Raw genomic sequence first — 24,486 nt, forward strand, 5'->3', positions numbered from 1 at the left:
AAGATGTGTGAACGCATTGGTGCCATACCTGCACCACCACCTACAAATACCATTTCAGCGTCAGTGTCTTTAGCGAAGAACTCACCAAATGGCCCTGAAATAGTTACCTTGTCGCCTTCTTTAAGTGACCAAATGTACGATGACATTTTACCACAAGGTAGGCTTAGGTTTCTTGGCGGCGGCGTAGCAATACGCACGTTAAGCATGATAATGCCTTCTTCTTCTGGGTAGTTAGCCATTGAGTATGCACGAATTGTTTCGTCATCTACTTTTGACTCCAGGTCGAAGAAACCAAAGTGGTTCCAATCGCCACGATACTCTTCTGGAATATCGAAATCAGCATATTTAACATGGTGAGCAGGCGCTTCGATTTGGATGTAACCACCCGCACGGAAAGGTACTGACTCGCCATCTGGAATTTGCAGTTTAAGTTCTTTAATGAACGTAGCTTTGTTATCGTTAGAGATAACTTCACAATCCCATTTTTTAACACCGAAAATTGACTCTTCAAGCTCAATTTCCATGTCGTTTTTAACATTTACCTGACACGCTAAACGACAGCCTTCACGGGCTTCACCTTTAGAGATGTGATCAAGCTCTGTTGGTAAGATATCGCCGCCACCTTCTTTAATGTGAACACGACACTGACCACAAGAGCCACCGCCACCACAGGCAGAAGATACGAAAATACCTGATTCAGATAGTGCGCCTAAAAGCTTACTACCTGCTGATGTTTTAATGGCTTTATCTGGGTCGCCATTAATACCGATGATGATGTCACCGCTCGCAACTAACTTAGATTTAGCACCAATGATTACTAAAACAAGTAGTACAACGATAGCGATGAAAACACCAACGCCTAAGAAAATCTCATAACTCATGATTTATCCTCGCTACCTTTACAGTGAAATACCAGAGAATGACATAAAGCCAAGACCCATCAAGCCAACAGTGATAAAGGTAATACCTAAACCACGTAAGCCGTCTGGCACGTCTGAATATTTCATTTTCTCACGGATACCTGCAAGTAATGTAATTGCAAGCGCCCAACCAACACCAGCGCCAACACCATAAACTACAGACTCGCCGAAGTTATAGTTACGCTCAACCATGAATGATACCGCACCAAAAATTGCACAGTTAACTGTGATAAGTGGTAAGAAGATACCTAATGCGTTGTAAAGTGCAGGGAAGAACTTATCTAATGCCATCTCTAAAATTTGCACTAGTGCTGCAATAACACCGATGAAAGTTAAGAAACGTAAAAAGCTAAGATCTGCTTCAGGGTAACCAAGCCACTCTAATGCACCTGGTGCAAGTACAGCATGGTAAACCAAGTTATTTACTGGTACTGAAATACCAAGTACAACGATAACGGCTACACCTAGGCCAATTGATGTAGTTACTTTTTTAGATACAGCTAAGAAAGTACACATACCTAGGAAGAAAGCTAAAGCTAAGTTTTCAATAAAAACCGCTTTTACAAATAAACTAATATAATGTTCCACTGCTTGCCCCTTACGCTTTAGCTTCTACTTGGTCTTTCTTATAAGTACGAAGTACCCATATGAATAAACCAATGATGAAGAATGCACTCGGTGGTAAAATCAATAGACCCATAGGTTGATACCAACCACCATCTTGTACTAATGGGATAATATCAACACCGAATAGTGTTCCCTTACCGAAAAGTTCACGAATAAAACCAACAGTAAGTAATACTACTGAGTAGCCTAAACCGTTACCCACGCCATCTAAGAATGACATAAGTGGTGGCGACTTCATTGCGTATGCTTCAGCACGGCCCATTACGATACAGTTAGTAATAATTAGACCAACAAATACAGAAAGCTCTTTTGCCGTAGCGTAAGAGAATGCTTGTAAAACTTGGTCCACAACAATTACTAATGATGCAATGATCGTCATCTGTACGATAATACGTACTGATGAAGGTATATGGTTACGAATGCTTGAAATAAACAAGCTAGAAAACGCTGTTACCAATGTCAGTGCAATTGACATGATTAGTGCATTTTTCAAGCTAGACGTTACCGCTAATGCAGAACAAATACCAAGTACTTGTAATGCGATTGGGTTGTTAGCAAAAACCGGACCAAACAGGACCGACTTCATTTCTTTAGTATCAGCCATTATTTCAACGCTCCTTCACGTACCTTCGCAAGGAAAGGACCAAAGCCGTTTTCACCAGTCCAAAAGTCAACCGTGTGATCAACACCATTAGAAGTTAGCGTAGCACCTGATAAACCATCAATTTGATGTTCGTTGCTGGCACCGCTTTTCATAATGTTGATAGGTAACTCTTTACCTTGCCATTTAGCTGTCCATTGTGGGTTTTGAATTTCGCCACCCAGACCAGGCGTTTCGCTATGCTTGTAGAAGTTGATGTTTTTAACTGTTTCGCCATCGCTTTCAAGCGCTAAGAAACCGTACATTACACCCCAAAGGCCGTAACCTTGGATAGGTAAAATGATTGCATCTGTAGAGCCATCTTCTTTTTTAGAGATGTAAACAGGCGAGTTTTTAGTCATACGCTGAATACCAGCGATGTCTGTGATCCCTTCTGCTTTAAGCGCAAAACTACGTTGCTGGTCAAATTTCGTTTTTTCGAAATCAAATGAGTTTGGATCAGCATTTTCAATAAATTCGCCAGTGTTCATATCAACAACACGTGCTTCGATTTTGCCATCGAATGTGTCAGATACAGACTCTGCGATTTCAATATCAGCTGCTGCTAAGATATTACGTTGAATATCTTGAGTTTTATTAGCTTGCTGTAAAGGACGAAGCTGTACAGAGGCAAACGATACAATAATTGCACACACTAAACATAGTGCAACAACAACCGTTAACGTTTTGCCGATTGATTCGTTATTACTAGACATTACGTGCCAACCTCCGCTTGATATTAGCTTGCACTACAAAGTGATCGAATAGTGGAGCAAATAAGTTAGCAAATAAGATTGCTAGCATCATGCCTTCAGGGAAAGCAGGGTTTACTACACGGATCATAACTACCATAAAGCCAATAAGCGCGCCGTATGCGAACTTACCTTTATCGGTAAATGCAGCTGATACAGGGTCAGTAGCCATAAAGAACATACCAAACGCAAAGCCACCTAGTACTAAATGCCAATGCCAAGGCATAGCAAATACAGGGTTACTCTCAGAGCCAATTGCATTTAATAAGAAAGCAGTTGCCACCATACCTAGGAATACACCTAGTACAATGCGCCAAGAAGCGATGCGAACGTAAATTAAGAATAAGCCACCAATAAGCACAGCAAGTGTTGAAGTTTCACCTACAGAACCTTGGATGAAACCGTAAAACGCATCCCACCATAGTGTCATGTTGCTGTAATCAAGTGTACCTACAAACGCTTGACCTAGCATAGTTGCACCAGAGAACGAGTCTACTGCAGTCCATACTGTGTCACCTGAAATTTGTGCAGGGTATGCGAAGAATAAAAACGCACGGCCCGCTAATGCAGGGTTTAAGAAGTTACGGCCTGTACCACCAAAGATTTCTTTAGCGATTACAACACCAAACGTAATACCTAGCGCAACTTGCCATAAAGGAATCGTCGCAGGCAGTATTAGTGCGAATAAAACAGAGGTTACGAAGAAACCTTCGTTAACTTCATGCTTACGCACAGAAGCAAATAGCACTTCCCAAAAACCACCTACTACAAATGTAACGGCGTATATTGGTAAGAAGAAACATGCCCCGTAAAACATTTTAGCGCCCCAGCCCGACTCAGCAGATAATTCACCACCGAATAACTGGAACAAACCAACTTGCCAAGAGTTTGCTAGTTCAAAACCTTGCTCTAAAGCACCTGCGGCCTGATGACCGATGTTGAACATACCAAAAAACATAGCTGGGAACGTCGCCATCCACACTAAAATCATCATACGTTTTAGGTCGATATTATCGCGAACGTGAGTTACGCCTTTATTTACATAACCTGGCGTGTAAAAAATAGTCGCTGCTGCTTCATACAGAGCATACCATTTTTCGTGTTTACCACCTGGTTCAAAATGCGGCTCAATGTCTTCTATAAATTTCTTTAAACCCATCTCTTAGCCTTCCTTCTCGATCGTAGTTAAGCAATCGCGCAGGATTGAACCATACTCGTATTTGCCCGGACAAACGAAAGTACATAACGCTAAATCTTCTTCATCAAGTTCAAGTGCCCCTAATGAGATTGCACTATCTAAGTCGCGTGCGATTAAGTCACGTAATAATAGCGTTGGCAAAATATCTAGCGGCATTACGCGCTCGTAGCTACCAATTGGTACCATGGCACGTTTAGAACCACCTGTAGACGTTGTCATTTTAAATAAACGACTCGGTGCAAGGTGAGAAAGGAATGTACGCGTTACAGAGAACTTATCACTACCTGGTGCAATCCAACCAAACAGTTCTTTTTCGCGACCTTCAAGTAAAACAGATACTTGAACATGGTAACGGCCTAAGAATGCATGAGGACCTGAAGAAATAGCACCCGATAAAACAGAACCAGAAATAACACGGTTATCACCGTCTTCTAGCTCGCCAGCTACTAAATCATCTAATGAAGCACCGAGTTGTGTTTTCACTAAACGCGGATTTTTAACGCGAGGACCTGCAAGCGAAATAACACGGTCTGTGTTAATTTCACCAGTAAGGAAAAGGTGACCATACGCAATAACGTCTTGGTAACCAATATGCCAAACTTGCTTGTTAGCAGACACTGCATCAAGGTGATGAATATGAGTACCAACTAAGCCTGCTGGGTGCACGCCACCAAACTCATGTACTTCTACCTGAGCGATAGACGAGCTAGGAACTTGACTGCCAGCTTGCTTACATACAAATACTTTACCATCAGTCAAACGCGAAACAACAGCAAGACCGGCTTCAAATGCAGCAGCATTTTCGGCGATAATTACTGCAGGGTCTGCAGCAAGAGGGTTTGTGTCGATAGCGGTTACAAATATAGAGCTTGGATTTGCATCTAAAGCAGCTACTTTGCTAAATGGGCGAGCACGAAGTGCTGTCCATTGGCCTGACTGAACAAGTACTTCTTTGGCTTTTTCGCGCGATAAGCTAGCAAGCTCATCTGCTTTGAAAGAGTCAAAGGTGATTTGCTCACTGCCGTTTACTTCAATAACAACAGATTGCAGCACACGTTTAGCACCACGATTAATTTCTTTTACTGTACCAGAAGCTGGTGCAGTAAACAGGACGCCTGGGTTCTTTTTGTCTTCAAAAAGTACCTGGCCTTTTTTGACTTGGTCATCCACACGAACATGCATGGTTGGACGCATACCAATAAACTCTTCACCTAGCACAGCTACACGTTTGATGGCAGAGCCATCATGAATAACTTGCTGAGGCGCGCCCTCTATGGGTAAATCCAGACCTTTTTTTATGTTGATCATACGCACTTGCATTAATTAACGGAAAGAAACTGAAAAATCGTATCAACCACGTCGCCATTTGAGTTATCCAAGATAACCAAGGTATAAAAGAGCAACTTGCTAGGAATATCAAACAAGCAACGCAGTAAAACTCCTCACATATTGCTCCGATTTTAACATCATTATGGACGACTATGCGAGTGTATTTATGAAAATTATACGACAGAAACACTTATTTAGTTTTGTTACAGGTTTTAAATAAAAATCAAGGTAGACCAAAGTGGTAGCCCAAGTAGCCTACTGCCGTAAAATATTTAGGCACAAAAAGTAAAAAAGCCGCATAGGCGGCTTTTTAAAGTGATTAAAAATAATTTAGTCAACCATATTCGCAATTGGTTTAACAGCATCTACATCTTGATCGTAATCAACAGCATCAATACCAAAACCAAATAAACGTAAAAACTCATTGTGGTAGCCTACATAATCAGTCAGCTCATCAATTGAACTTGTATCTACTTTATCCCATACAGCTTGAACACGTGCTTGCACATCGTCTTCTAGCTCTTTGTAGTTTTGAAATAAGTGACCGCCCTCATCAAAACGTGGGTTTTCACCGTAAAGGTTTTCGCTAAATAAAGCGTGAATTTGCTCAATAGTGCCTTCATAAGTGCCATCGGCTTTCATTACTTTAAATAAAGCTGAAATATAAAGTGGCATAATAGGAATTGCAGAACTCGCTTGAGTAACAACTGCATTTAAAGACGAGACATAAGCATGGCCATTTAAATCTTTAGTCGACTCTTTAATGGCCGCCGTTGCACGGTCTAAATCTTCTTTTGCTTTACCTATGGTAGCGTGCCCATAGATTGGCCACGTTAGCTCTTTACCAATATAAGTGTATGCTGTCGTTTTAAAGTTATCAGCAAGTACATCGGCTTCTTTTAACGCATCAATCCACATTTCCCAATCTTCACCGCCCATCACTTTAATCGTATTGTCGATATCTTCTTGGCTGGCGGCTTCCACTGTAACTTCATCAATTACACGCTTCGAGGTGTTTAAGTTTTTAGTGGTGATATCTGAACCAATTGGCTTAAGTGTTGATGAGTAAGTTTCACCCGTATTTGGATCGGTACGACGCGGCGATGCTAAGCTGTAGATAATACAGTCTACTTTGCCTAAATCAGCTTTGATTGTCTCAATTGCTTTTTGCTTAATTTCGTTAGAAAACGCATCACCATTAATATTTTTTGACCAAAGTCCTGCGGCGTCGGCTGCGTCTTGAAAAGCGGCTGTATTATACCAACCAGCAGAACCTGTTTTACGCTCTGTACCTTCTTTTTCGAAAAAAATACCTAGCGTTTTAGCACCGCCACCAAATGCCGCGGTAATACGAGACGCTAAGCCGTAACCAGTAGATGCACCAATTACAAGTACATTTTTAGGCGCATCTTTTAGTTCGCCCTGTTTTTTTACATAGTTAATTTGCTCTTGAACATGTTCTGCACAGCCAACCGGGTGTGCGTTAGTACAAATAAATCCACGAATTTTAGGCTTAATGACCATTGATCATCCTATATCTTTTACAATAAAAATTAGCGCTAGTTTAAAGGCTAATATTAAAAACACTGATCTGATCAGTTAATTCTGACCAAATACCCCTATTCTATTGGTTAACGAAAGTAATGCTTAGCGCTACTTAGAACCGCCCATACAGTTGGGAGAGTCAGGCGCTTCGCCGCCTTGTTCTGTAAATTCATCAGGCGTGTACGTATGAATGGCTAAAGCATGAATGTGGTTTGCGAGCTCATCTTTTAGTACTTCGTTAATTTGACGGTGGCGCTGCAGTAATCGCTTACCCGCAAACTCTTCGCTTACAACAATCACTTTAAAATGCGACTCAGTACCGGCGCTGTGCATATGGCTTTCGTTAATTACGTTTAAATGCTTACAGGCAATCGCACTACTAAGCTTGTCTTGAATTTGTTGTTGCATTGACATTAAAACACCATATTTAGTCACTAATTTGTTCAGCTACTATAACAAGTTAATTTCACTAACTAAATTGCTTTTGCTTAATGTGCTCAATAAAACGGTACGTTAAACTGATCCGTGGATGAGCAAGCGTTGTTTGTTTTGGTATTGCGTGTTGGTAGTCGCGCTGGCTATGCCCATTCATAACTAAACAGCTACCACTTTGTAATTTTAGATCGGTTACTTTATTGGTCGCTTTTTGTTTTAGTTTGAGCACGCGCTCAGCACCAAGCGATATACAAACAATAGTAGGCTCAGGCCCAAGTTCTATCTCATCGTCACTGTGCCAGCCCATGGTGTCGTTGCCATCTCGGTAGTAATTAACTAATAACGAATTAAGAGGCGTGTTTAAATGCCGCTCTAAGCGTTTACGCATTGCTAAAAGCACATCATCCCACGGCTCGACTATTTGTTTACTGTGCGAATAGCCATACTCAATATTTAAATCACTCATAAAACATTGCAGACGTGGTATGGGCCCTGTTTTACCATATACCGTTACATTGGGTTGTTGCCAATTAAGATTTTTTTGTAAGTAATAAAATAAATCGAGACTTTTTTGCGCACTAAGCGCCTTACTTTGATAAGAAAAGCCGTTTGGTAACTGTTGGGGGTTGGCGTTTTGCCGTTGCATGTTAGAATTTACCTACATTAGATTACTGATCAAAAAACCACTATGACGACGCAAGCCCAGCTAGGCGATAAAACTTTTACTCTTGAACGTTTTCCTTTAGATCAAAAAAACCGTAGTTTACAAGCGTGGGATTCGGCCGATGAGTACCTTATCAATTATGTGAATGAACATCACCCTGATTGTCGCTCATTACTCATTTTAAACGACGCGTTTGGCGCACTTGCTTGTTATTTTAGCGAGTTAACAGTTTGTTCAGTTAACGATTCTTATATTAGCCATCAAGCAGCGGCCTATAATCTAAAAGCAAATAATCTATCAACAACTCACTTTACGCAGTTAGATAGTTTATCGGCTTTACCAGAAAACGTCGATTTAGTGCTTATAAAAGTACCGCGTAACGTCGGCTTTTTACAATTTCAACTTAGCGAGTTGAGTGAGGTACTAGCCCCTGGCACACCGGTGATTGCCGCAGGTAAAACTAAAGAGATTCATAACTCAACCATAAAAGCCTTTGAGCAATTTATTGGTGAGACCAAAACCAGCTTGGCGGTTAAAAAATCTCGCTTAATATTAAGTACAGCAAAAGGCGGGTATAAAGCGGCTAATTTTCCTGTCAGCTGGCCCCTAGAAGGCACAGATTTTAATATTACAAATCATGCCAATGTGTTTTCGCGCGATTCGTTAGATATAGGTGCACGGTTCTTTTTTAATTACTTACCACAAACCACAAAAGCAAAAAGTATTATCGACTTGGGGTGTGGTAATGGCGTAGTGGGGTTAATGACGTTATCACGCTGTCCAAATGCGTCGGTAACCTTTGTTGATGAGTCGTACATGGCGGTTGAATCTGCCCGCTTAAATATTGAGCTCAATCAGGCTAGTAGGTTTGATGACTGTGAATTTATAGAAAATGATTGTTTAACAAACTTTGCTAAAAATAGCGTTGATATGGTGTTGTGTAACCCCCCCTTTCATCAAGCTCAAGCGGTTACCGACCACATCGCGTGGCAAATGTTTAAGCAAGCAAAAGATACATTAAAAGAAGGTGGTGAGCTGCGTATTATTGGTAATCGCCATTTAGACTACCACGACAAATTAAAACGGATGTTTGGTAACTGCAAATTATTAGGCTCCAACAAAAAGTTTGTGGTACTCAGTGCAACTAAAAATAGTGGGATGCTTTAAAATGAAGTTAACTAAGTTTATTTTAGCGTGTTGCTCAATGCTGGTATTCAGTGCATGTAGCAACCAGCCAAACCAAGTAATACTTAATCCCGTTTACAAAAACGGACAAATTAGTGTTATTTCAGCCAGTTTAAGTACCAGCGTTATTGATTTACGTGGTGATAGCGCGACCCTTAAACTTGTTGAATCAGATAAGACCAAAACTTTTGCCAGTCAAGATATTACTACCTCAGTTAAAAGTGTTCTCGACAGTGCGCTTAACCGAAACGGCGCTCGTATTTCTAACCTTGCGACAACGCGCTTTGAGCTTGATATTCATGCCTTGCAAGCACAAGTGACTGAAAAGCTGATGAGCCACACAAGCGAGGCACACATTGAACTTGGCGTACGTGTTATTCGCTCAACCACTAACTTTAGTAAAGTGTACCGTGGCAGTGCTAATTTAGAAGGGCCGCTGAGCCATGACAGAGCAAAAATTGAAGGCCAACTCAATAAGTTGACGGAACAAATTATAACCCGCATTGTATCGGACCCAGAATTAATTGAATTTTTAGAAGGTTAACAATGAAAAAATTTTTAATCTGCTTAAGCCTATTATTTAGTACAAGCATTTTTGCTGCACAAGAGGGCCGTTTTGTACAAAAAGACAATATTTTCCCACGCGTAGAAATAGTCACATCATTAGGTAGTATCGTGGTGGAGCTAGATCGTTCAAAAGCCCCAATTACGGTTAATAACTTTTTAACCTACGTTATGGATAAAAGTTACCAAGGCAGTATTTTTCACCGTGTAGAGCGCGATGTTGAAAACGACCGTGACTTTGTTATACAAGGCGGTGGTTATGATAAAGACCTAGATGGCTTACACGAAAACGACCCTATTTTTAATGAAAGTGGTAACGGTTTGAAAAACGATATGTACAGTATTGCTATGGCATACCAAGACCGTGAGCCGCATTCGGGTACTCGCCAATTCTTTTTTAATATGGATGATAACGATCATTTAAACCCAGGTAGAGATTGGGGCTTTGCTGTGTTTGGCAATGTAATGGATGGTTACGACACACTAGATAAAATTATGGCTGTAGAAACCGGCTTTAATGAAAAAATTGGCTACGACTTTGTACCAAAAACGCCCGTTGTTATTTTAAATATTAAAGTACTTGAGCAAACCCCATTATAAACCACTGAGGTGCAACTAAGTTGCACCCAATGCCAATGAAGGCCCTATGAGCAAAACCCTCTCAGTAAGCGAATATTTCTCGTATTTTAAAGATAAACGTTTAATCAATATTTTTATATTTGGTATGAGCAGTGGCTTTCCATGGGTACTGATTGGCTCTGTGATGTCGGCTTGGCTAAAAGATGAAGGCCTAAGCCGCAGTATGATTGGCTTATTTGGTATTGTATTTGGCGCATACAGCATAAACTTTATGTGGTCGCCGCTTATTGATAGAACCAAATTGCCGTTATTGTACAAATGGTTTGGGCAACGCCGTAGCTGGATTTTATTGTGTCAAAGCTTTGTGTTTATTAGCACACTGCTTTTAGCTGGCCTTGATTTAAAAGCAAACTTAGCGATTGCCGCTGGATTATGTTTGCTAATCGCAATCGCTTCAGCCACACAAGACATCGCTATCGATGCGTTTAGAATAGATACGTTAAGCGAAAGCGAATCACACAAAGCAACAGCTGCAGCTGCTATGGCCACATCAGGTTGGTGGACAGGTTACGCATTATTGGGCGCTATTCCTTTTTATATGGCTGATATTCCGAGTTTAGATTGGCCGCAAATATACTATTTTTTAGCCGCTGTAATGCTGCTGTTAATGAGTGGTGTACTATTTGCCAAAGAGCCTATATCAAACAGAGAAGCCGTTCACGCAGAACTTGAACACATATACATTGAAAAACTAAGCAACATTAAACAACCCCCCTTTACTAAGGCTGCGGCTTGGCTTGGCGTGACACTTGTTGATCCATTTAAAACCTTTTTTGCCAAAAACGGGGTTAAAACAGCTCTCGCCTTATTGGCATTTATTTTCTTGTTTAAAATAGGCGAAGCGTTTTTAGGACGTATGTCGATCGTGTTTTACAAAGAAATAGGCTTTAGCAACAGCGATATAGCCACTTTTTCAAAAGTGGGCACTGCCGTGCTCACTATTGCTTTTACCTTTGTGGGCAGCTTATTTAATCAAAAATACGGGATTGTAAAAGGCTTATTTGTAAGTGGCGTGGCCATGGCGGCTTCTAATTTAGCATTCTCAGCAATTGCGCTGGCAGGGCCAAATTTAGGCCTTTATGCTTTTGCTATTGTGATAGACGGCTTTACTCAAGCTTGGTCATTAGTCGCTATGGTAGCGTTTATATCAATGTTATGTGATAGAGCGTTCAGTGCAACACATTATGCTTTACTGGCTTCATTAGGGAATTTAGGCCGTACATTATTATCAAGTTACAGTGGCGTAGTTATAGATGAGTGGTTAATGGGAAATTGGGCGTTATTCTTTGTATTAACAGCATTAATGGTAATACCCTCACTGGTTTTTTTATACTTAATAAGACATAAGCTTTATCAGTTAGAGCAAAGTTATCATCAAAATAATAATGCATCCTTGCATTAACAAGATTTGCTTAGGCCGTTCAAGTGCCCCTTATAACATCCTAAGCAAACTCTATTAATCCGCTTTAATTAAGCTTAACGCTTCATGCGGATCAACTTCAAGAGCATTACAGTAACGTACAAACTCAATCACATCTAAGCGGCGTTCTTGATTCTCAATCTTACCGATAAACGAGTGAGGTGTACCTAGCACTTGTGCTAAGCTACGCATTGTATGACCCTTTTCGTGGCGCTTTGTTTTAAGCCATTTAGTTAGCTTTTCGTTTTCTTCAGACGAAACAGTTTTGCCCATCATTTTACATCTCCTACTAGATGATATGACATACCCGTCAAAGCAGTAGTCACACAATGATTGGTGGCATAAGCAGATACCCACTACATTACTTAATAGCAAGCGATTGCTTAAATAAGCAAAGGTATTGCTACTTATTCAACCTACCAATCTATTTAGTGCTAACCCGCCAAATAGGATATAGGTTTGTTTTTATTAAGAATGAAATTTTGCCCGTCTCACTCTTGGATACATTATATACTATTAACAGTACGGTTAAATAATTAATTACATAGTTTGCATAAATTCGCTTTATACAAAACCTTTACTTACACTGAATATTTAAGGTAACGTACCAAAAATATTACGTTTTTTATTAAAAAATAAATTGTAAGATAAATACACTTTGTTACAGATTAACGTCAGAGTGATCCTACTGTATTGATGTTTTATCAATAGTAAAGGGAAAAAACTCTCACTAATAACGTTTTTCCCTTACTCAGGGACTAAAGAGGTCGTATGTTTAGAGTCTTATTTTTGTTACCTATTTTGCTTTGCTTTTTGTGGTTTTTATTTTTGCGTCACTACGGTGTACCCATTAAGCAAGGCAAGAAAGGCTTTTTGTACATACTTGCCTTTTCTGCTTTTGTATTAGGCTTTTTTGTATTAATAATGCACCTAACCGAGTACAGCCCCACTGAATTTTAGGCATTAAAAAAGCCGCTAACGCGGCTTTAATAGCTAAGCGTAAATTGCTTAAACGCTAAAACTTGCACCGCACCCACAGGTGGTCGTTGCATTAGGATTAGAGACGAAAAAGCGTGCACCTTCTAAGCCTTCGGTGTAATCCACTTCACCATCAACTAAGTATTGAATACTCATTGGATCAATAACCAGCGTTACACCATTTTTAACTATTTCTAAATCGCCAGGATTTGCTTTTTCATCAAAAGTAAAACCATATTGAAAACCAGAACAACCACCACCTGTTACATAAACACGCAGTTTTAAATCTGGATTTTCTTCTTCGTCGATTAACTGTTTAACACGAACAGCAGCTGCATCGCTGAACTTTATTGGTAATTCTTCAGACATTTTAAAACCCTCAATATCGCAATGGCGTGATTATCTAATACCCGAGTGTTTTAATCAAGTATAGTCAAACATCTCTTAAGCCATCTTTAACTTTAACCATTACTTTAGCCGATACGATAGCAAAATATGTTTTTAGCGATTACTGTAATATTTGTTAATATACTTATTTAAAATTGCAAAATCACAAGGACTTACCTGCACACTTTTGTTAAACTGCTCGCTGAAAAAATGCAGCGGAGAATACAGAATGTGGCTTGAGCAACTCAGGCGTCGATTAGCAAAACCAAAAACCTCTGTGCAATTATGCTTATTAGGCGTAAGTGCCGGTTTAATTGCCGCATTTTTTATCATTTTATTTCGCTTAACAATTCTGTTTTTTCAAAGCCTATTTTTAGATACTCCCGATAATTTCACTACTCTTCCCACCCTCGAACGGGTTCTAATGCCGTTAATTGCTGCATTATTAATAGGCACATTCGCCGCATTTACAGGTTTTAAACACTATCGCTTAGGTATTCCTTTTGTTATTCATCGCATAAAACGTCATTACGGACAAATGCCTTTGTATAACACGGTTAATCAATTTGTGGGGGGTGCACTAGCGCTCATTAGTGGTTTTTCGGTTGGTCGTGAGGGGCCATCTGTTCATATGGGCGCCACCGGCGCAAGTATTTTAGCTGATAAACTTCATTTACCGCACAACGCTATGCGTACATTAAGCGGCTGTGGTGTTGCTGCGGGTATTGCTGCGTCATTTAACACCCCCTTAGCTGCCGTTATTTTTGTTATGGAAGTGGTACTGCGTGAATACAAAGTGCATATTTTTGTACCTATTATGCTTGCAGCGCTTACTGGCGCATTAGCAACCCAATTTGTATTTGGTGGTGGCTCTGAGCTGGCACTGATAAGCATTACACCATTGAGTGGTTGGCATTACCCTTATTTAATATTATGCGGTATGGCGCTTGGAGCAATTGCTTATAGTTTTAATCAAAACTTAATGCTGATCATAAAAACATTTAAACCTTTAAGCATGTTCCCTCGTTTACTTATTGCAGGTTGTATTGCAAGTATTATTGCCTATGCTGTGCCCCAAGCAATGGGCTCCGGTATGAGTGCTATTACGATTGCAGTTGAATCACCAGAAAACGCACAGTTACTAACTACTATTTTAATAGCAAAATTATTAGCAACTTTGTTTGCCATTGGCTTAGGAATACCAGGCGGTTTAATTGGGCCTGTTATCGGACTTGGGGTGTTATCGGGTACTTTAATGGCCTTTTTTGCCCAGTTTATAAGCCCAGGTGCTGACATTGCAGGCACATACGGTGTATTAGGCATGGCAGGTTTGCTTGCGGCCACATTGCACGCGCCATTGGCCGCATTAACAACCGTGATGGAGCTTACATCTTCACCTGAAATTATCGTACCGGCTATGTTAGTGATAACGACCGCCTATGTAACAGCACTGCAAGTGTTTGGTAATCGCTCTATATTTTTGCAACAGCTTGATTTTCAGGGGCTGCCTTATCATGTATCTCCTGCAACGGAAGCCTTGCAAAAAGTAGGCATTATGGATGATATGGATGAAGACTTTAAGCTGCTCTATTCCGATGATAAAGAACAGATTAAAAACACATTAGATGCCATGGATAGCCAAACCCCTTTAATCGTATTCGATGAAGAGAACGGCTATCGTTTAGCCGAGTATGATTTAACACTCATGTCGGGAGAAACCATAAATATAAACTACATTAGTTTGCAGGGGATCAACAGCCAATCGACCTTAGCTGACGCCTTTGATATTTTAAAAGATAAACGCAGCGGTGCCCTGTATGTTTATAACCTACTAGATGATCAACAAATAATGGGGCTATTACGCTGGGATCAAATAAATAATATTTTAACTATTCGTAACAGCCTACTTTAGGATTTTTATGAGCGCTTTACTAATTTACAAAACACTGCACATTTTTTTTATGATTGCCTGGTTTGCCGGAATCTTTTATTTACCTCGATTGTTTGTATACCACGCTATGAGCGACGAAAAAGCCTGTAATTCCATGCTTAAAGTAATGGAACGTCGACTACTTTTTTTTGTAACACCCTTTGCCATTTTAACCGCCGTTTTTGGTGTTCTTACTATTGTAGAATATGGCCGAGAGTGGTTTAGATACAGCATGTGGCTGCACTACAAACTGGTGCTGGTTATTATTTTATATTTATACCACGGCTACTGCTTTAAATTACTGAGCGACTTTAAGCACGATAGAAACACTAAAACAGACCGCTTTTATCGTATTTTTAATGAGCTTCCTGTTATTGCACTGTTAGTTATTGTGGCTCTTGCGGTAATAAAACCTAATTTATAAGCTCTGCAGCGCATGTTAAACTGCGCTGAAATTAAAAAAAGCCATACCACGCGCGATTGCGTGCCCCATTTTATGGATTATCGCGCTCCTTTGATTGATTAGGAATAACCCCATGTTAAGTTTCCAAGGTGAACATATACTGTCGGTAAATCAGCTAGACAGAGAATGCATAGAGCATATTTTTGCAGTGGCAAAAAAAATGGAGCCTTATGCTAAAAAACAAAAACAGACGACTGTGCTTGAAGGCGCTATTTTAGCTAATTTATTTTTTGAGCCAAGTACGCGTACCCGCGTAAGTTTTGGCACCGCTTTTAATTTGCTTGGCGGTGGCGTGCGCGAAACAACCGGTATGCAAAGCTCAGCCCTTGCTAAAGGTGAATCACTTTATGATACTGCACGCGTTATTTCAGCTTATGCTGATGCTGTCGCTATGCGCCACCCAGATGCTGGCTCTGTTAGTGAATTTTCTGAGGGGTGTTCAGTCCCTGTAATTAATGGAGGGGATGGCCCTAATGAGCACCCCACTCAAGCATTACTTGACTTGCTAACGATAGAGCGTGAGCTCAATCGATTTGATCAAAATATTGATGGCATGCATATCGCCTTAGTGGGCGATTTAAAATATGGCCGCACTGTACATTCTCTCTCTAAATTATTATGTCATTACAAAAACGTAAAATTTTCAATGGTGGCACCTGATGGCCTACAAATGCCAACCAGTATTTTAGATGCGGTAGAAAATGCAGGCCATAAAATAGAATTAGTGAACAAAATGGAAGGGAACTTAGCGGCTGATATTGTGTATCAAACACGTATCCAAGAAGAGCGTTTTCCTTCACAAGAAGAGGCTAATAAATACCGTGGCGGCTTTAGAATAAGCCAGGCTATTTATAATGCACACTGTAAGCCAAATTCTGTACTGATGCATCCGCTACCTCGTGACAGCCGTACAGAAGCCAATGAACTAGATAACGACTTAAATAGTAACGACAATTTAGCCATATTCCGCCAAGTACAAAATGGCGTATTAATTCGTATGGCATTATTTGCTTTAACACTCGGCGTAGAAAACAAAGTCGAGCAATATGAAGTAGACGTGCCTTGGTTTAGCCGCAAACGCGACAGCTAAACACTTTCACAAAGCGACAATTTATAGGATTTTTCATGACAATTAGCCAAGATTTATTTAATCGTGCACAAACTTCAATCCCTGGTGGTGTAAACTCTCCAGTGCGTGCATTTAACGGTGTGGGTGGTACGCCACTATTTATTACCAAAGCAGAAGGTGCATTTACTTTTGATGCTGATGGCAACCGTTATATTGATTACGTAGGCTCGTGGGGCCCTATGATCATGGGTCATAATCACCCTGCTATAAAGCAAGCTGTGCATGAAGCGGTAGAAAATGGTTTAAGCTATGGCGCCCCTACCGAAGCCGAAATTTTAATGGCTGAAAAAGTAAAAGAGCTTGTTCCATCAATCGAAAAAGTGCGCATGGTAAGCTCTGGTACCGAAGCAACAATGAGCGCTATTCGCTTAGCTCGTGGCTATACAGGGCGTGATAAAATCCTTAAGTTTGAAGGGTGTTACCACGGTCATGCCGACTCATTATTAGTAAAAGCAGGCTCTGGGGCATTAACCATGGGCGTACCAAACTCACCGGGGATTCCAGAGGACTTTGCTAAGCACACGCTTACCGTATCGTTTAATAACCTGGACGAAGTAAAGGCTGTTTTTGAAAAATACGCAGATGACATTGCTTGTATTATCGTAGAGCCTGTGGCTGGTAATATGAACTGTATTCCTCCAGCTGAAGGCTTTTTAGAGGGCCTACGCGCAGTATGTGATGAATACAAATCGGTACTTATATTTGACGAAGTAATGACTGGCTTTCGTGTTGCACTTGGTGGCGCTCAAGCGTATTACAACATAACCCCCGATCTAACTTGCTTAGGAAAAGTTATTGGTGGCGGTATGCCAGTGGGTGCTTTTGGTGGTAAAACCGAAATCATGGATTATATCGCCCCTGTAGGCCCTGTTTACCAAGCGGGTACACTTTCTGGTAATCCTATTGCAATGGCGGCTGGATTAAAATCGCTTGAGCTATTAAGCGAGCCAGGCTTGCACGATAAGTTAGAAGCTATCTCAAAAGCTATTTGTGAAGGCTTTGAAGCCGGTGCTAAAAAAGCAGGCATTCCTTTAACCACTAACTATGCAGGCGGTATGTATGGCTTTTTCTTTACAGAGGCAGAAAAAGTAACCACTTATAAGCAGGCTACAGAATGTGATTTAGAACGCTTTAAACGCTTCTTTCACCTAATGCTAGAAGAAGGCGTATACCTAGCTCCATCCGCTTTTGAAGCTGGCTTTGTATGTGCTGCGCACACAGAGCAAGAAGTTAAAGCGACTATAGAAGCAGCTGAACGCGCTTTTGCAAAGCTATAAATCGCTCAAACAACCCATGTTAATAATTTGTTTGTAACGTGTGTTACCAAGCCTAAAGATTGAAAAAAGCCCGAAAGGGCTTTTTTTATTTGTAAACGCCTATAATTGAATGATAATTAAACTAATAGCGGTCTATATAACTTCACCCATTTATTTAATTATAAGAGATACCTATGTCAGGACTGAGAGGCATCGCCGCCCCTGCTATAAAGCTTATGGCAGATTTAAAATATAAAACAAAAATAAGTTTGGTGTTTGGTATTTTATTACTGCCACTGGCCCTAAGTTTATTTTTTTTGGTGTCACTGTTAAGCGACAGTATTAATGTCTCATTGATGCAACAGCAGGGCCTAAAAGGCTATAAGCATATTCTCACACATAAAATGCAAGGAGAGCCTGAGAAAAATATTAATATTGCGCGCTCATTAGGGTTTGATGTAAAAAAAGAGCAAGTAAATGAAATACTTGAGCTTGTATCAATTCAATCAAATTTAGCGTTAGATAGCGAGCTTGCTAGTGCTTATGTTAACCGCGCTTTAGTGACCCCCGTACCTGCTCTTATAATGCAAATAAACGCCACTGCACAAAGTGCTAATACAGTACTTGATAATAATCGTTTCACGCCAGATACATTTATAGCCTTGTCGAATTTAAGTAAATCACTACCTTCATACCTCGCACAGCTAGACAAAACACTCACTATAGCAACGAATGCAGATGCCGCTGTTAATAAAGCACTCACTCCGCCTCTGACTAATTTGCATACCGCTGTAGAGGCTTTTAAATCCGCTATTGATAAAAAACTACTTGAGCCAGATGATATTGAGCTTTCTCAAAGTGAATTCTCTAAACTAACAAATCAAGTGCACAACAGTATCAGCCTGCTTGTGAACAAAAGTATTCCAACACTTGAAACATTAATTGAAAGTAAATTAAATACGCAACAGTGGAGCAGAAACCTAGTATTAGTTGCATCGGTACTTAGTTTACTATTTGCACTTTACTTAATGATTGGTTTTTACTTTGCGGTAGTTGATAGCATTACGCGCTTTGCGACTGCAGCTGATAGAGCGGCAAACGGCGATTTAAATGCCTTGATTACTTCAATCACGAACGATGAAATGGGTATTATTGCCACTCGCTACAACGCTTTACTGCGCGCTATTACACATTTATTGCTTAATGTAAAAACAAGCACATTAGAGCTATGTGATGCGACCAAGTCACTCTCTCAGGCGAGTAGCCAAACCAGCCAGGATGTTGAAAAGCAGCAAACTCGCGTGAACGCTATTCATGATGCTCTTAGTAATATGGAGCAAAGCGCGCTAAGCGTAGAGGAGTCAGCTAATCAAGCTATGTTAACCGCGCAAGACGCAGCACAGCATGTAAAACAAGGCTCTGACAACACTATGGAACTGGCAAGATACATGCAAGATTTACAAGTTGAATTTACCGAAAGCCAACAAGCCCTAAATCGTTTAGCCCAAGACAGCCAAGAAATTAGTAAAGTAAGTAAAGGCATTAGCGAAATAGCCGATCAAACTAACTTACTTGCACTTAATGCCGCCATTGAAGCAGCACGTGCGGGTGAACATGGTCGCGGTTTTGCCGTCGTTGCCGATGAAGTAAGGACCCTAGCTCAACGTACGCAAACACAAACCCAAGAAATCCATCAAATTATTCATTCGCTTCAACAAGCTTCTGACGATACACAGCAAAAAATGCGCTCTAGCGTTGAAAAAATGGAGCAATCGGTGAAAGCCGCCACTCAAACGAATGAAGTTTTACAAAGTGCACAATACAGTATGGGTGATATAAAGCACCAAGGAGAAGAGATAGCACTACGCGTAAAAGAGCAATCCAGTGCCACGACTCAGGCCTTAAGTGATTCACAAGAAGTAAATAATTTAGGGGATCATACCCTGCAATCGGCACAGTCAACTTTGCAAGATGCGCAGCAACTTAGTCGTTTATCCGATGACCTAACAAAATCGATGCAGTTTTTTAAAGCTTAGATTAAGCTTCATAAAACAGAGCCGCCGTAGAGCGGCTTTGTTATTTTTGTAGCTTTAAAAAACTAGCGAATACATTGCGGCCTAGGTTCAAACTCACTGGCTCTTAGTGGTAACTGAATAACTTTTCCGCATCCAGGTGGCGCTTGTAAGCCTGTTTGCTCATTTACAAATGCCCATCTAATTGAGGGCGGACGTGTATCTGCTATTGCTTCAGGGTTGAGCGGCTTTAAGTAACGAATATAAGCCTCTAACGCCCCCACACTCCCTGTTAAACCGGTGCTTCTATTGTCATCTCTACCAAGCCATGCAACGGTGACTGTATTTTGATCAAACCCTGCAAACCAGCTATCACGTAAATCATTACTAGTACCTGTTTTACCGGCAAGCTGAATTGATGGAAAGTGTAAGTTTAAACGCTTAGCGGTGCCGTCTTTTGTTACTCGCTTCATGGCATATTTAGTCATATAGACAGCGTCCTTCGCAAAACGCGGCTCAGAGTTAACTTTATGCTTATATAATACGTTGCCTACCGAGTCTGTTAACGCAGATACAGCGGTAAGCTCTCTATACTCGCCATCTGCCGCAATAGTAGTGTAAAGCTGGGCAACCTCAAAGCTCGACATTTCTACAGCACCGAGTAGCAGCGAGGGGTATTCATCTATATTACCTTTAGCGCCTAAGTCTTTGAGCGTATTAGCTACTTTATCAACACCAACATCTAGGCCTAAATTTACCGCAGGTATATTGATACTGTTACTAAAGGCTTTATATAGTGGCAATGCACCTCGGTATTGGTGATCAAAGTTTTCAGGCTGCCACACTTTGCCTTGCTCGTTTGTTACTTGTACGGGAGAGTCATCAAGCAAAGTAGCTAAATTATAATGCGGCAACTGCAGGGCTGTTAAATACACCGCAGGCTTAACTAAAGAGCCGATATTTCGTTTTGTGTCGAGCACACGGTTAAAACCTGAGTAGCGCACATCACGCCCCGACACTAAAGCAGAAACCCCGCCTTTTTCTACATTAACAGAGATCATGGCTGCTTCGAGTTTGTCGGTGTTAGGGCGTTTCTCTAGATACGGCAAACTTTTCTGAATAGATTCTTCCATCGCCGTTTGCTTTTGCAAATCAAAATAAGTGAAAACACGCACACCCGCATCAAGTGTTTTTTGATCAGGCAATAACTGCTTAAGCTCACGATTTACCAACTCTAAAAAACCAGGGTAGGATTTTTGTAAACTTGCTTTCATGGGTGCTATATCAATTGGACGTTTAAGTGATGCGCGGTATTCTTTTGTCGTGAGCAGCTTGTTCTCAACCATTAAACGCAGCACTAAGTCTCGTCGCTCCATAGTGCGTTCTTTATAACGACGAGGGTTGTAATACGAAGGCCCTTTGACCATTGCCACCAGCAGCGCTATTTGGTCATATTCAAGCTCATCAACAGGCTTTGAAAAATAAAATTCAGACGCAAGGCCCATACCATGTACGCCTTGATTATAAGACTGCCCTAAATAAACCTCGTTTAAATAGGCTTCTAAAATCTGATCTTTTGAATAACGGTAATCTAAAATAAGCGCTATAAATGCCTCATTAATTTTACGCACTAAAGAGCGCTCACGAGTGAGGTATATATTTTTTGCAAGCTGCTGTGTTAGTGTGCTGCCACCTTGCACTGTGCGCCCTGCTTTAATATTTGAATAAAGCGCACGCAAAATAGAAAATACCGATACACCATGATGCTGATAAAAATCCCTGTCTTCAACCACTAATAAAGTGTCTTTTAACATAGGCGGAAACTTATCGAGCGGAACAAACTCCCTATCTTGCTTTGAATCATTCCCAATACGGGCTATTTGTACCGGCTCTAAACGCGCACTATTTAAACGCCTGCCAAATTTATCTTTAATTGTGGCTACTTTTTTCCCTGCAAAGCGCAGCTCAATAACATGCGCTTGCTCTAAGCCATCGTAAAATTCAAAATCGCGGCGGTAAATTTTAATACTGTTACCGGTTTTAACATATTGTCCGGTGCGGCTTAAGCGATTTACCGATGAATAATTTAAGCGTTCAAGCTCCCAAATAACCTCTTGGCTTGATAAAAATTGACCAGGGAAAAAGGCCATTGAACGTGCATATACTTGAGCGGGCAACTGCCATTTGTTCCCCTCAAATATACGCGTTGTTTTTGAATCTAAATAAATAAGATACATGGCCATCGCAATAAAAATAGCCAAGCTTAGCTTCCAAAAAACAGACCAAGTTTTTCGCATAAATGAGCGTTTAACAACAGTATTAGACGCTTTTTTGGTTGTTTTTGATTTAGCTTTACTCGGTGAGCTAGATGCTTTAGATGCACGCTTAGGTGTGCTTTTTTTATTGGGTGTTTTTTTGTTTTCAGCCATGTAAATGTAATTTATTCCAAAGGTTTATTTTACGGATGAGAGCTTAACATAGACACCATATGCTAACACTCGAAAAATTAACCCACCCTAAATGAAAAAAGTCCTACCAAGGTAGGACTTTATAAACACAATGACTCAGACTTTTAGTTAATTACTACGAACAGATACAAACTCAGGGTAAGCATCAACACCACAATCGTGTTGGTCCATACCGCTTAGCTCTTCTTCTTCGGTTACGCGAATACCCATAGTTTGCTTTAAAATAGTCCATACGATAAATGAAGCTACAAAAACAAAGGCTAAAATAGTCACTAAACCAATGAGCTGTGTTACAAAGTTAGCATCGCCGTTAGATACAGGCACTAACATAATACCTAGCGCGCCACAGACACCATGAACTGAGATTGCACCCACTGGGTCATCAATCTTCGCTTTATCAAGAGCAACAATGCTAAATACAACCAGTGAGCCACCTAAAATACCTAGTAAACACGCCATTAATGGAGAGGGAGAAAGTGGGTCTGCTGTGATAACTACTAAGCCTGCTAATGCGCCGTTTAGTACCATAGTTAAATCGGCTTTACCCCATAACACTTTACATACAAACAGTGCAGCAATTGCCCCCATTGCCGCTGCGGCATTGGTGTTAAGTAAAATTTGACCTACAGCTGTTGCATTTTCTTTGTCTGAAAGAAGTAATTGCGAACCACCGTTAAAACCAAACCAACCCATCCATAAAATAAACGTACCTAATGTAGCAAGTGGTAGGTTCGAGCCAGGAATTGGGTAAATTTCACCGTTTTTACCGTATTTGCCTTTACGAGCGCCAAGTAAAATTACACCCGCTAAAGCTGCCGCAGCACCCGCACCATGAACAATTGCTGAGCCTGCAAAATCAACAAAGCCCATTTCTGATAAGAAACCGCCGCCCCAAGTCCAGTAGCCTTCAAGTGGGTAGATAAAGCCTGTTAAAACAACTGCAAATGCTAAGAAAGCAAATAATTTCATACGCTCAGCCACAGCACCCGATACAATCGACATTGCCGTTGCTACAAATACAACCTGGAAGAAAAAGTCAGACTCTAAAGAGTGATCAGCATCGGCCGCTTGCGTGCCAATTAATGCACCAATTGAAGGGATGATGCCACCTTCTGCGTTGTCTACATACATAATGTTGTAGCCAACTAATAAAAACATGGTACACGCGATAGAGTACAGCGCCACGTTTTTAGTTAAAATTTCAGTGGTGTTTTTAGAGCGAACTAAACCTGCTTCTAACATGGCAAACCCTGCTGCCATCCACATTACTAATATACCCGACACCAAAAAATAAAAGGTATCGAGTGAAAATTTGAGTTCTACAATTGTATTTTCCATTAATCAGCCCCCTTAAATTGCTTCTTCATCAAGTTCGCCCGTACGAATACGCACTATTTGATCTAAGTCGTACACAAAAATCTTACCGTCACCAATTTTTCCTGTTGATGCAATTTTGGTAATCGCATCAACGACGCGTTGACAGTTTTCGGTACGAGTTGCAATTTCAAGTTTGATCTTAGGAATAAAATCTACTTGGTACTCTGCTCCACGATACAGCTCTGTATGGCCTCGTTGACGTCCAAAACCTTTCACATCAACTACGGTCATCCCTTCAATACCTAAATCAGCGAGCGCTTCACGCACATCATCTAATTTAAATGGTTTTATGATTGCACTAATCATTTTCATAGTGGCCCCCTCGGACGCTTTATTGTTATCCTGTTGGCTTAGATAATCCAACCTTTGTGCCACTATTAAAAATCCATAAATATCAATCAAATAACTATAAACAAAAAGCTTAAAACAAAAAAAACGCACCATCTAGGTGCGCTTTTTTAACAACTTAGCTACATTGGTGCATCACCAAAAGTGACGCCCTACTAGCTTGTAATTAGGGCGTGTTGACCTTTGGCGTTTGAATTTGCAGCAGTATGTTTGGTTTTTA

Annotated in this window: 24 protein-coding genes; 10 read left to right on the top strand and 14 right to left on the bottom strand. The window is 40.6% G+C overall.

Translation table 11 applies throughout. The annotated features are described in order from the left end of the window. The 9 genes from nqrF to AABI99_RS12895 all read right to left on the bottom strand — a co-directional run. Nucleotides 1-881, bottom strand: an 881-nt coding sequence (gene nqrF / locus AABI99_RS12855; protein WP_338366303.1) for an NADH:ubiquinone reductase (Na(+)-transporting) subunit F, incomplete at its 3' end; no start/stop codon positions are given. Between the two features lie 18 nt (nt 882-899). Continuing rightward, entirely contained in the window at nt 900-1,508 is a 609-nt protein-coding gene (nqrE, locus tag AABI99_RS12860; RefSeq protein WP_004587139.1) for an NADH:ubiquinone reductase (Na(+)-transporting) subunit E, read from the bottom strand. A gap of 10 nt (nt 1,509-1,518) precedes the next feature. Beyond that, nucleotides 1,519-2,151, bottom strand: a complete 633-nt coding sequence (locus AABI99_RS12865) for an NADH:ubiquinone reductase (Na(+)-transporting) subunit D (RefSeq protein ID WP_338366304.1) — start codon at nt 2,149-2,151, stop codon at nt 1,519-1,521. Then, the gene (locus AABI99_RS12870; RefSeq protein WP_338366305.1) at nt 2,151-2,903 is read right to left on the bottom strand and encodes a Na(+)-translocating NADH-quinone reductase subunit C; all 753 of its coding nucleotides are present in this window, start codon (nt 2,901-2,903) and stop codon (nt 2,151-2,153) included. Before AABI99_RS12870 ends, AABI99_RS12865 begins: the two co-directional genes overlap by 1 nt. Then, complete coding sequence (locus AABI99_RS12875; protein WP_338366306.1) at nt 2,896-4,098, bottom strand: NADH:ubiquinone reductase (Na(+)-transporting) subunit B; 1,203 nt, start codon at nt 4,096-4,098, stop codon at nt 2,896-2,898. The genes AABI99_RS12870 and AABI99_RS12875 overlap by 8 nt, the downstream gene beginning before the upstream one ends. Nucleotides 4,099-4,101: 3 nt before the next feature. Beyond that, complete coding sequence (locus tag AABI99_RS12880) at nt 4,102-5,445, bottom strand: Na(+)-translocating NADH-quinone reductase subunit A (protein ID WP_338366307.1); 1,344 nt, start codon at nt 5,443-5,445, stop codon at nt 4,102-4,104. Between the two features lie 351 nt (nt 5,446-5,796). Beyond that, nucleotides 5,797-6,990 carry an enoyl-ACP reductase FabV gene (gene fabV / locus AABI99_RS12885; RefSeq protein WP_338366308.1) on the bottom strand — a complete coding sequence of 398 codons (1,194 nt, stop codon included), beginning with the start codon at nt 6,988-6,990 and terminating at the stop codon, nt 5,797-5,799. A gap of 129 nt (nt 6,991-7,119) precedes the next feature. Continuing rightward, nucleotides 7,120-7,425 carry a BolA family protein gene (locus tag AABI99_RS12890; protein ID WP_338366309.1) on the bottom strand — a complete coding sequence of 102 codons (306 nt, stop codon included), beginning with the start codon at nt 7,423-7,425 and terminating at the stop codon, nt 7,120-7,122. A 55-nt stretch (nt 7,426-7,480) separates the two neighbouring features. Beyond that, a complete protein-coding gene (locus tag AABI99_RS12895) occupies nt 7,481-8,092 on the bottom strand; it encodes an alpha-ketoglutarate-dependent dioxygenase AlkB (protein ID WP_338366310.1) in 612 nt (203 codons plus the stop codon). 42 nt (nt 8,093-8,134) lie between these two features. Here AABI99_RS12895 and AABI99_RS12900 point away from each other — a divergent pair, with 42 nt between their 5' ends. Genes AABI99_RS12900 through AABI99_RS12915 form a run of 4 tightly spaced genes read left to right on the top strand, consistent with a single transcriptional unit; the run spans nt 8,135 to nt 11,900 of the window. After that, a complete protein-coding gene (locus tag AABI99_RS12900) occupies nt 8,135-9,277 on the top strand; it encodes a methyltransferase (protein WP_338366311.1) in 1,143 nt (380 codons plus the stop codon). Nucleotide 9,278: 1 nt separating this feature from the next. Beyond that, nucleotides 9,279-9,839: a YajG family lipoprotein gene (locus tag AABI99_RS12905; protein ID WP_338366312.1), complete on the top strand. Its 561-nt coding sequence runs from the start codon at nt 9,279-9,281 to the stop codon at nt 9,837-9,839. Nucleotides 9,840-9,841: 2 nt separating this feature from the next. Next, on the top strand, nt 9,842-10,459 hold the full coding sequence (locus AABI99_RS12910) for a peptidylprolyl isomerase (RefSeq protein ID WP_338366313.1): 618 nt from the start codon (nt 9,842-9,844) through the stop codon (nt 10,457-10,459). 46 nt (nt 10,460-10,505) lie between these two features. Next, a complete protein-coding gene (locus tag AABI99_RS12915; protein WP_338366314.1) occupies nt 10,506-11,900 on the top strand; it encodes an MFS transporter in 1,395 nt (464 codons plus the stop codon). A 54-nt stretch (nt 11,901-11,954) separates the two neighbouring features. On the opposite strand, the gene AABI99_RS12920 is transcribed toward AABI99_RS12915, so the two are convergent. Beyond that, a complete protein-coding gene (locus tag AABI99_RS12920; protein ID WP_338366315.1) occupies nt 11,955-12,194 on the bottom strand; it encodes a helix-turn-helix transcriptional regulator in 240 nt (79 codons plus the stop codon). Between the two features lie 495 nt (nt 12,195-12,689). On the opposite strand from AABI99_RS12920, the gene AABI99_RS12925 reads away from it, so the two are divergent. After that, nucleotides 12,690-12,878: a hypothetical protein gene (locus AABI99_RS12925; protein ID WP_338366316.1), complete on the top strand. Its 189-nt coding sequence runs from the start codon at nt 12,690-12,692 to the stop codon at nt 12,876-12,878. 48 nt (nt 12,879-12,926) lie between these two features. Here AABI99_RS12925 and erpA read toward each other — a convergent pair whose 3' ends face one another. Further along, nucleotides 12,927-13,265, bottom strand: coding sequence for an iron-sulfur cluster insertion protein ErpA (erpA, locus tag AABI99_RS12930; RefSeq protein WP_002958911.1), 339 nt, complete (start codon nt 13,263-13,265; stop codon nt 12,927-12,929). A gap of 247 nt (nt 13,266-13,512) precedes the next feature. Between erpA and AABI99_RS12935 the strand changes: the two genes are divergently transcribed. The 5 genes from AABI99_RS12935 (at nt 13,513) to AABI99_RS12955 (ending at nt 20,097) form a co-directional block, all read left to right on the top strand. Further along, nucleotides 13,513-15,195, top strand: coding sequence for a chloride channel protein (locus tag AABI99_RS12935; RefSeq protein ID WP_338366317.1), 1,683 nt, complete (start codon nt 13,513-13,515; stop codon nt 15,193-15,195). Nucleotides 15,196-15,202: 7 nt separating this feature from the next. After that, nucleotides 15,203-15,637 (top strand): CopD family protein, encoded by a 435-nt coding sequence (locus AABI99_RS12940; protein ID WP_338366318.1) that lies wholly within the window; start codon nt 15,203-15,205, stop codon nt 15,635-15,637. Between the two features lie 112 nt (nt 15,638-15,749). Continuing rightward, the gene (locus tag AABI99_RS12945; protein ID WP_338366319.1) at nt 15,750-16,766 is read left to right on the top strand and encodes an aspartate carbamoyltransferase; all 1,017 of its coding nucleotides are present in this window, start codon (nt 15,750-15,752) and stop codon (nt 16,764-16,766) included. 35 nt (nt 16,767-16,801) lie between these two features. Then, a complete protein-coding gene (hemL, locus tag AABI99_RS12950; RefSeq protein ID WP_338366320.1) occupies nt 16,802-18,082 on the top strand; it encodes a glutamate-1-semialdehyde 2,1-aminomutase in 1,281 nt (426 codons plus the stop codon). Nucleotides 18,083-18,255: 173 nt separating this feature from the next. After that, complete coding sequence (locus tag AABI99_RS12955) at nt 18,256-20,097, top strand: methyl-accepting chemotaxis protein (RefSeq protein ID WP_338366321.1); 1,842 nt, start codon at nt 18,256-18,258, stop codon at nt 20,095-20,097. A gap of 62 nt (nt 20,098-20,159) precedes the next feature. On the opposite strand, the gene mrcB is transcribed toward AABI99_RS12955, so the two are convergent. From mrcB to AABI99_RS12970, 3 genes are all read right to left on the bottom strand, one after another. Beyond that, nucleotides 20,160-22,502, bottom strand: coding sequence for a penicillin-binding protein 1B (gene mrcB / locus AABI99_RS12960; RefSeq protein ID WP_338366322.1), 2,343 nt, complete (start codon nt 22,500-22,502; stop codon nt 20,160-20,162). Nucleotides 22,503-22,649: 147 nt separating this feature from the next. Further along, nucleotides 22,650-23,879 carry an ammonium transporter gene (locus AABI99_RS12965; protein ID WP_338366323.1) on the bottom strand — a complete coding sequence of 410 codons (1,230 nt, stop codon included), beginning with the start codon at nt 23,877-23,879 and terminating at the stop codon, nt 22,650-22,652. Between the two features lie 12 nt (nt 23,880-23,891). Beyond that, a complete protein-coding gene (locus AABI99_RS12970; protein WP_338366324.1) occupies nt 23,892-24,230 on the bottom strand; it encodes a P-II family nitrogen regulator in 339 nt (112 codons plus the stop codon). Between the last annotated feature and the right edge of the window lie 256 nt (nt 24,231-24,486).

It is taken from the genome of uncultured Pseudoalteromonas sp., from assembly GCF_963922945.1.
Classification (GTDB): Bacteria; Pseudomonadota; Gammaproteobacteria; order Enterobacterales; family Alteromonadaceae; genus Pseudoalteromonas.

What these genes read in the sequence shown, in the direction of transcription:
- AABI99_RS12865 (WP_338366304.1), bottom strand. Translation starts at nt 2,151, where the DNA reads ATGGCTGATACTAAAGAAATGAAGTCGGTCCTGTTTGGTCCGGTTTTT.
- AABI99_RS12870 (WP_338366305.1), bottom strand. Translation starts at nt 2,903, where the DNA reads ATGTCTAGTAATAACGAATCAATCGGCAAAACGTTAACGGTTGTTGTT.
- AABI99_RS12875 (WP_338366306.1), bottom strand. Translation starts at nt 4,098, where the DNA reads ATGGGTTTAAAGAAATTTATAGAAGACATTGAGCCGCATTTTGAACCA.
- AABI99_RS12880 (WP_338366307.1), bottom strand. Translation starts at nt 5,445, where the DNA reads ATGATCAACATAAAAAAAGGTCTGGATTTACCCATAGAGGGCGCGCCT.
- fabV (WP_338366308.1), bottom strand. Translation starts at nt 6,990, where the DNA reads ATGGTCATTAAGCCTAAAATTCGTGGATTTATTTGTACTAACGCACAC.
- AABI99_RS12890 (WP_338366309.1), bottom strand. Translation starts at nt 7,425, where the DNA reads ATGTCAATGCAACAACAAATTCAAGACAAGCTTAGTAGTGCGATTGCC.
- AABI99_RS12895 (WP_338366310.1), bottom strand. Translation starts at nt 8,092, where the DNA reads ATGCAACGGCAAAACGCCAACCCCCAACAGTTACCAAACGGCTTTTCT.
- AABI99_RS12900 (WP_338366311.1), top strand. Translation starts at nt 8,135, where the DNA reads ATGACGACGCAAGCCCAGCTAGGCGATAAAACTTTTACTCTTGAACGT.
- AABI99_RS12905 (WP_338366312.1), top strand. Translation starts at nt 9,279, where the DNA reads ATGAAGTTAACTAAGTTTATTTTAGCGTGTTGCTCAATGCTGGTATTC.
- AABI99_RS12910 (WP_338366313.1), top strand. Translation starts at nt 9,842, where the DNA reads ATGAAAAAATTTTTAATCTGCTTAAGCCTATTATTTAGTACAAGCATT.
- AABI99_RS12915 (WP_338366314.1), top strand. Translation starts at nt 10,506, where the DNA reads ATGAGCAAAACCCTCTCAGTAAGCGAATATTTCTCGTATTTTAAAGAT.
- AABI99_RS12920 (WP_338366315.1), bottom strand. Translation starts at nt 12,194, where the DNA reads ATGATGGGCAAAACTGTTTCGTCTGAAGAAAACGAAAAGCTAACTAAA.
- AABI99_RS12925 (WP_338366316.1), top strand. Translation starts at nt 12,690, where the DNA reads ATGTTTAGAGTCTTATTTTTGTTACCTATTTTGCTTTGCTTTTTGTGG.
- erpA (WP_002958911.1), bottom strand. Translation starts at nt 13,265, where the DNA reads ATGTCTGAAGAATTACCAATAAAGTTCAGCGATGCAGCTGCTGTTCGT.
- AABI99_RS12935 (WP_338366317.1), top strand. Translation starts at nt 13,513, where the DNA reads ATGTGGCTTGAGCAACTCAGGCGTCGATTAGCAAAACCAAAAACCTCT.
- AABI99_RS12940 (WP_338366318.1), top strand. Translation starts at nt 15,203, where the DNA reads ATGAGCGCTTTACTAATTTACAAAACACTGCACATTTTTTTTATGATT.
- AABI99_RS12945 (WP_338366319.1), top strand. Translation starts at nt 15,750, where the DNA reads ATGTTAAGTTTCCAAGGTGAACATATACTGTCGGTAAATCAGCTAGAC.
- hemL (WP_338366320.1), top strand. Translation starts at nt 16,802, where the DNA reads ATGACAATTAGCCAAGATTTATTTAATCGTGCACAAACTTCAATCCCT.
- AABI99_RS12955 (WP_338366321.1), top strand. Translation starts at nt 18,256, where the DNA reads ATGTCAGGACTGAGAGGCATCGCCGCCCCTGCTATAAAGCTTATGGCA.
- mrcB (WP_338366322.1), bottom strand. Translation starts at nt 22,502, where the DNA reads ATGGCTGAAAACAAAAAAACACCCAATAAAAAAAGCACACCTAAGCGT.
- AABI99_RS12965 (WP_338366323.1), bottom strand. Translation starts at nt 23,879, where the DNA reads ATGGAAAATACAATTGTAGAACTCAAATTTTCACTCGATACCTTTTAT.
- AABI99_RS12970 (WP_338366324.1), bottom strand. Translation starts at nt 24,230, where the DNA reads ATGAAAATGATTAGTGCAATCATAAAACCATTTAAATTAGATGATGTG.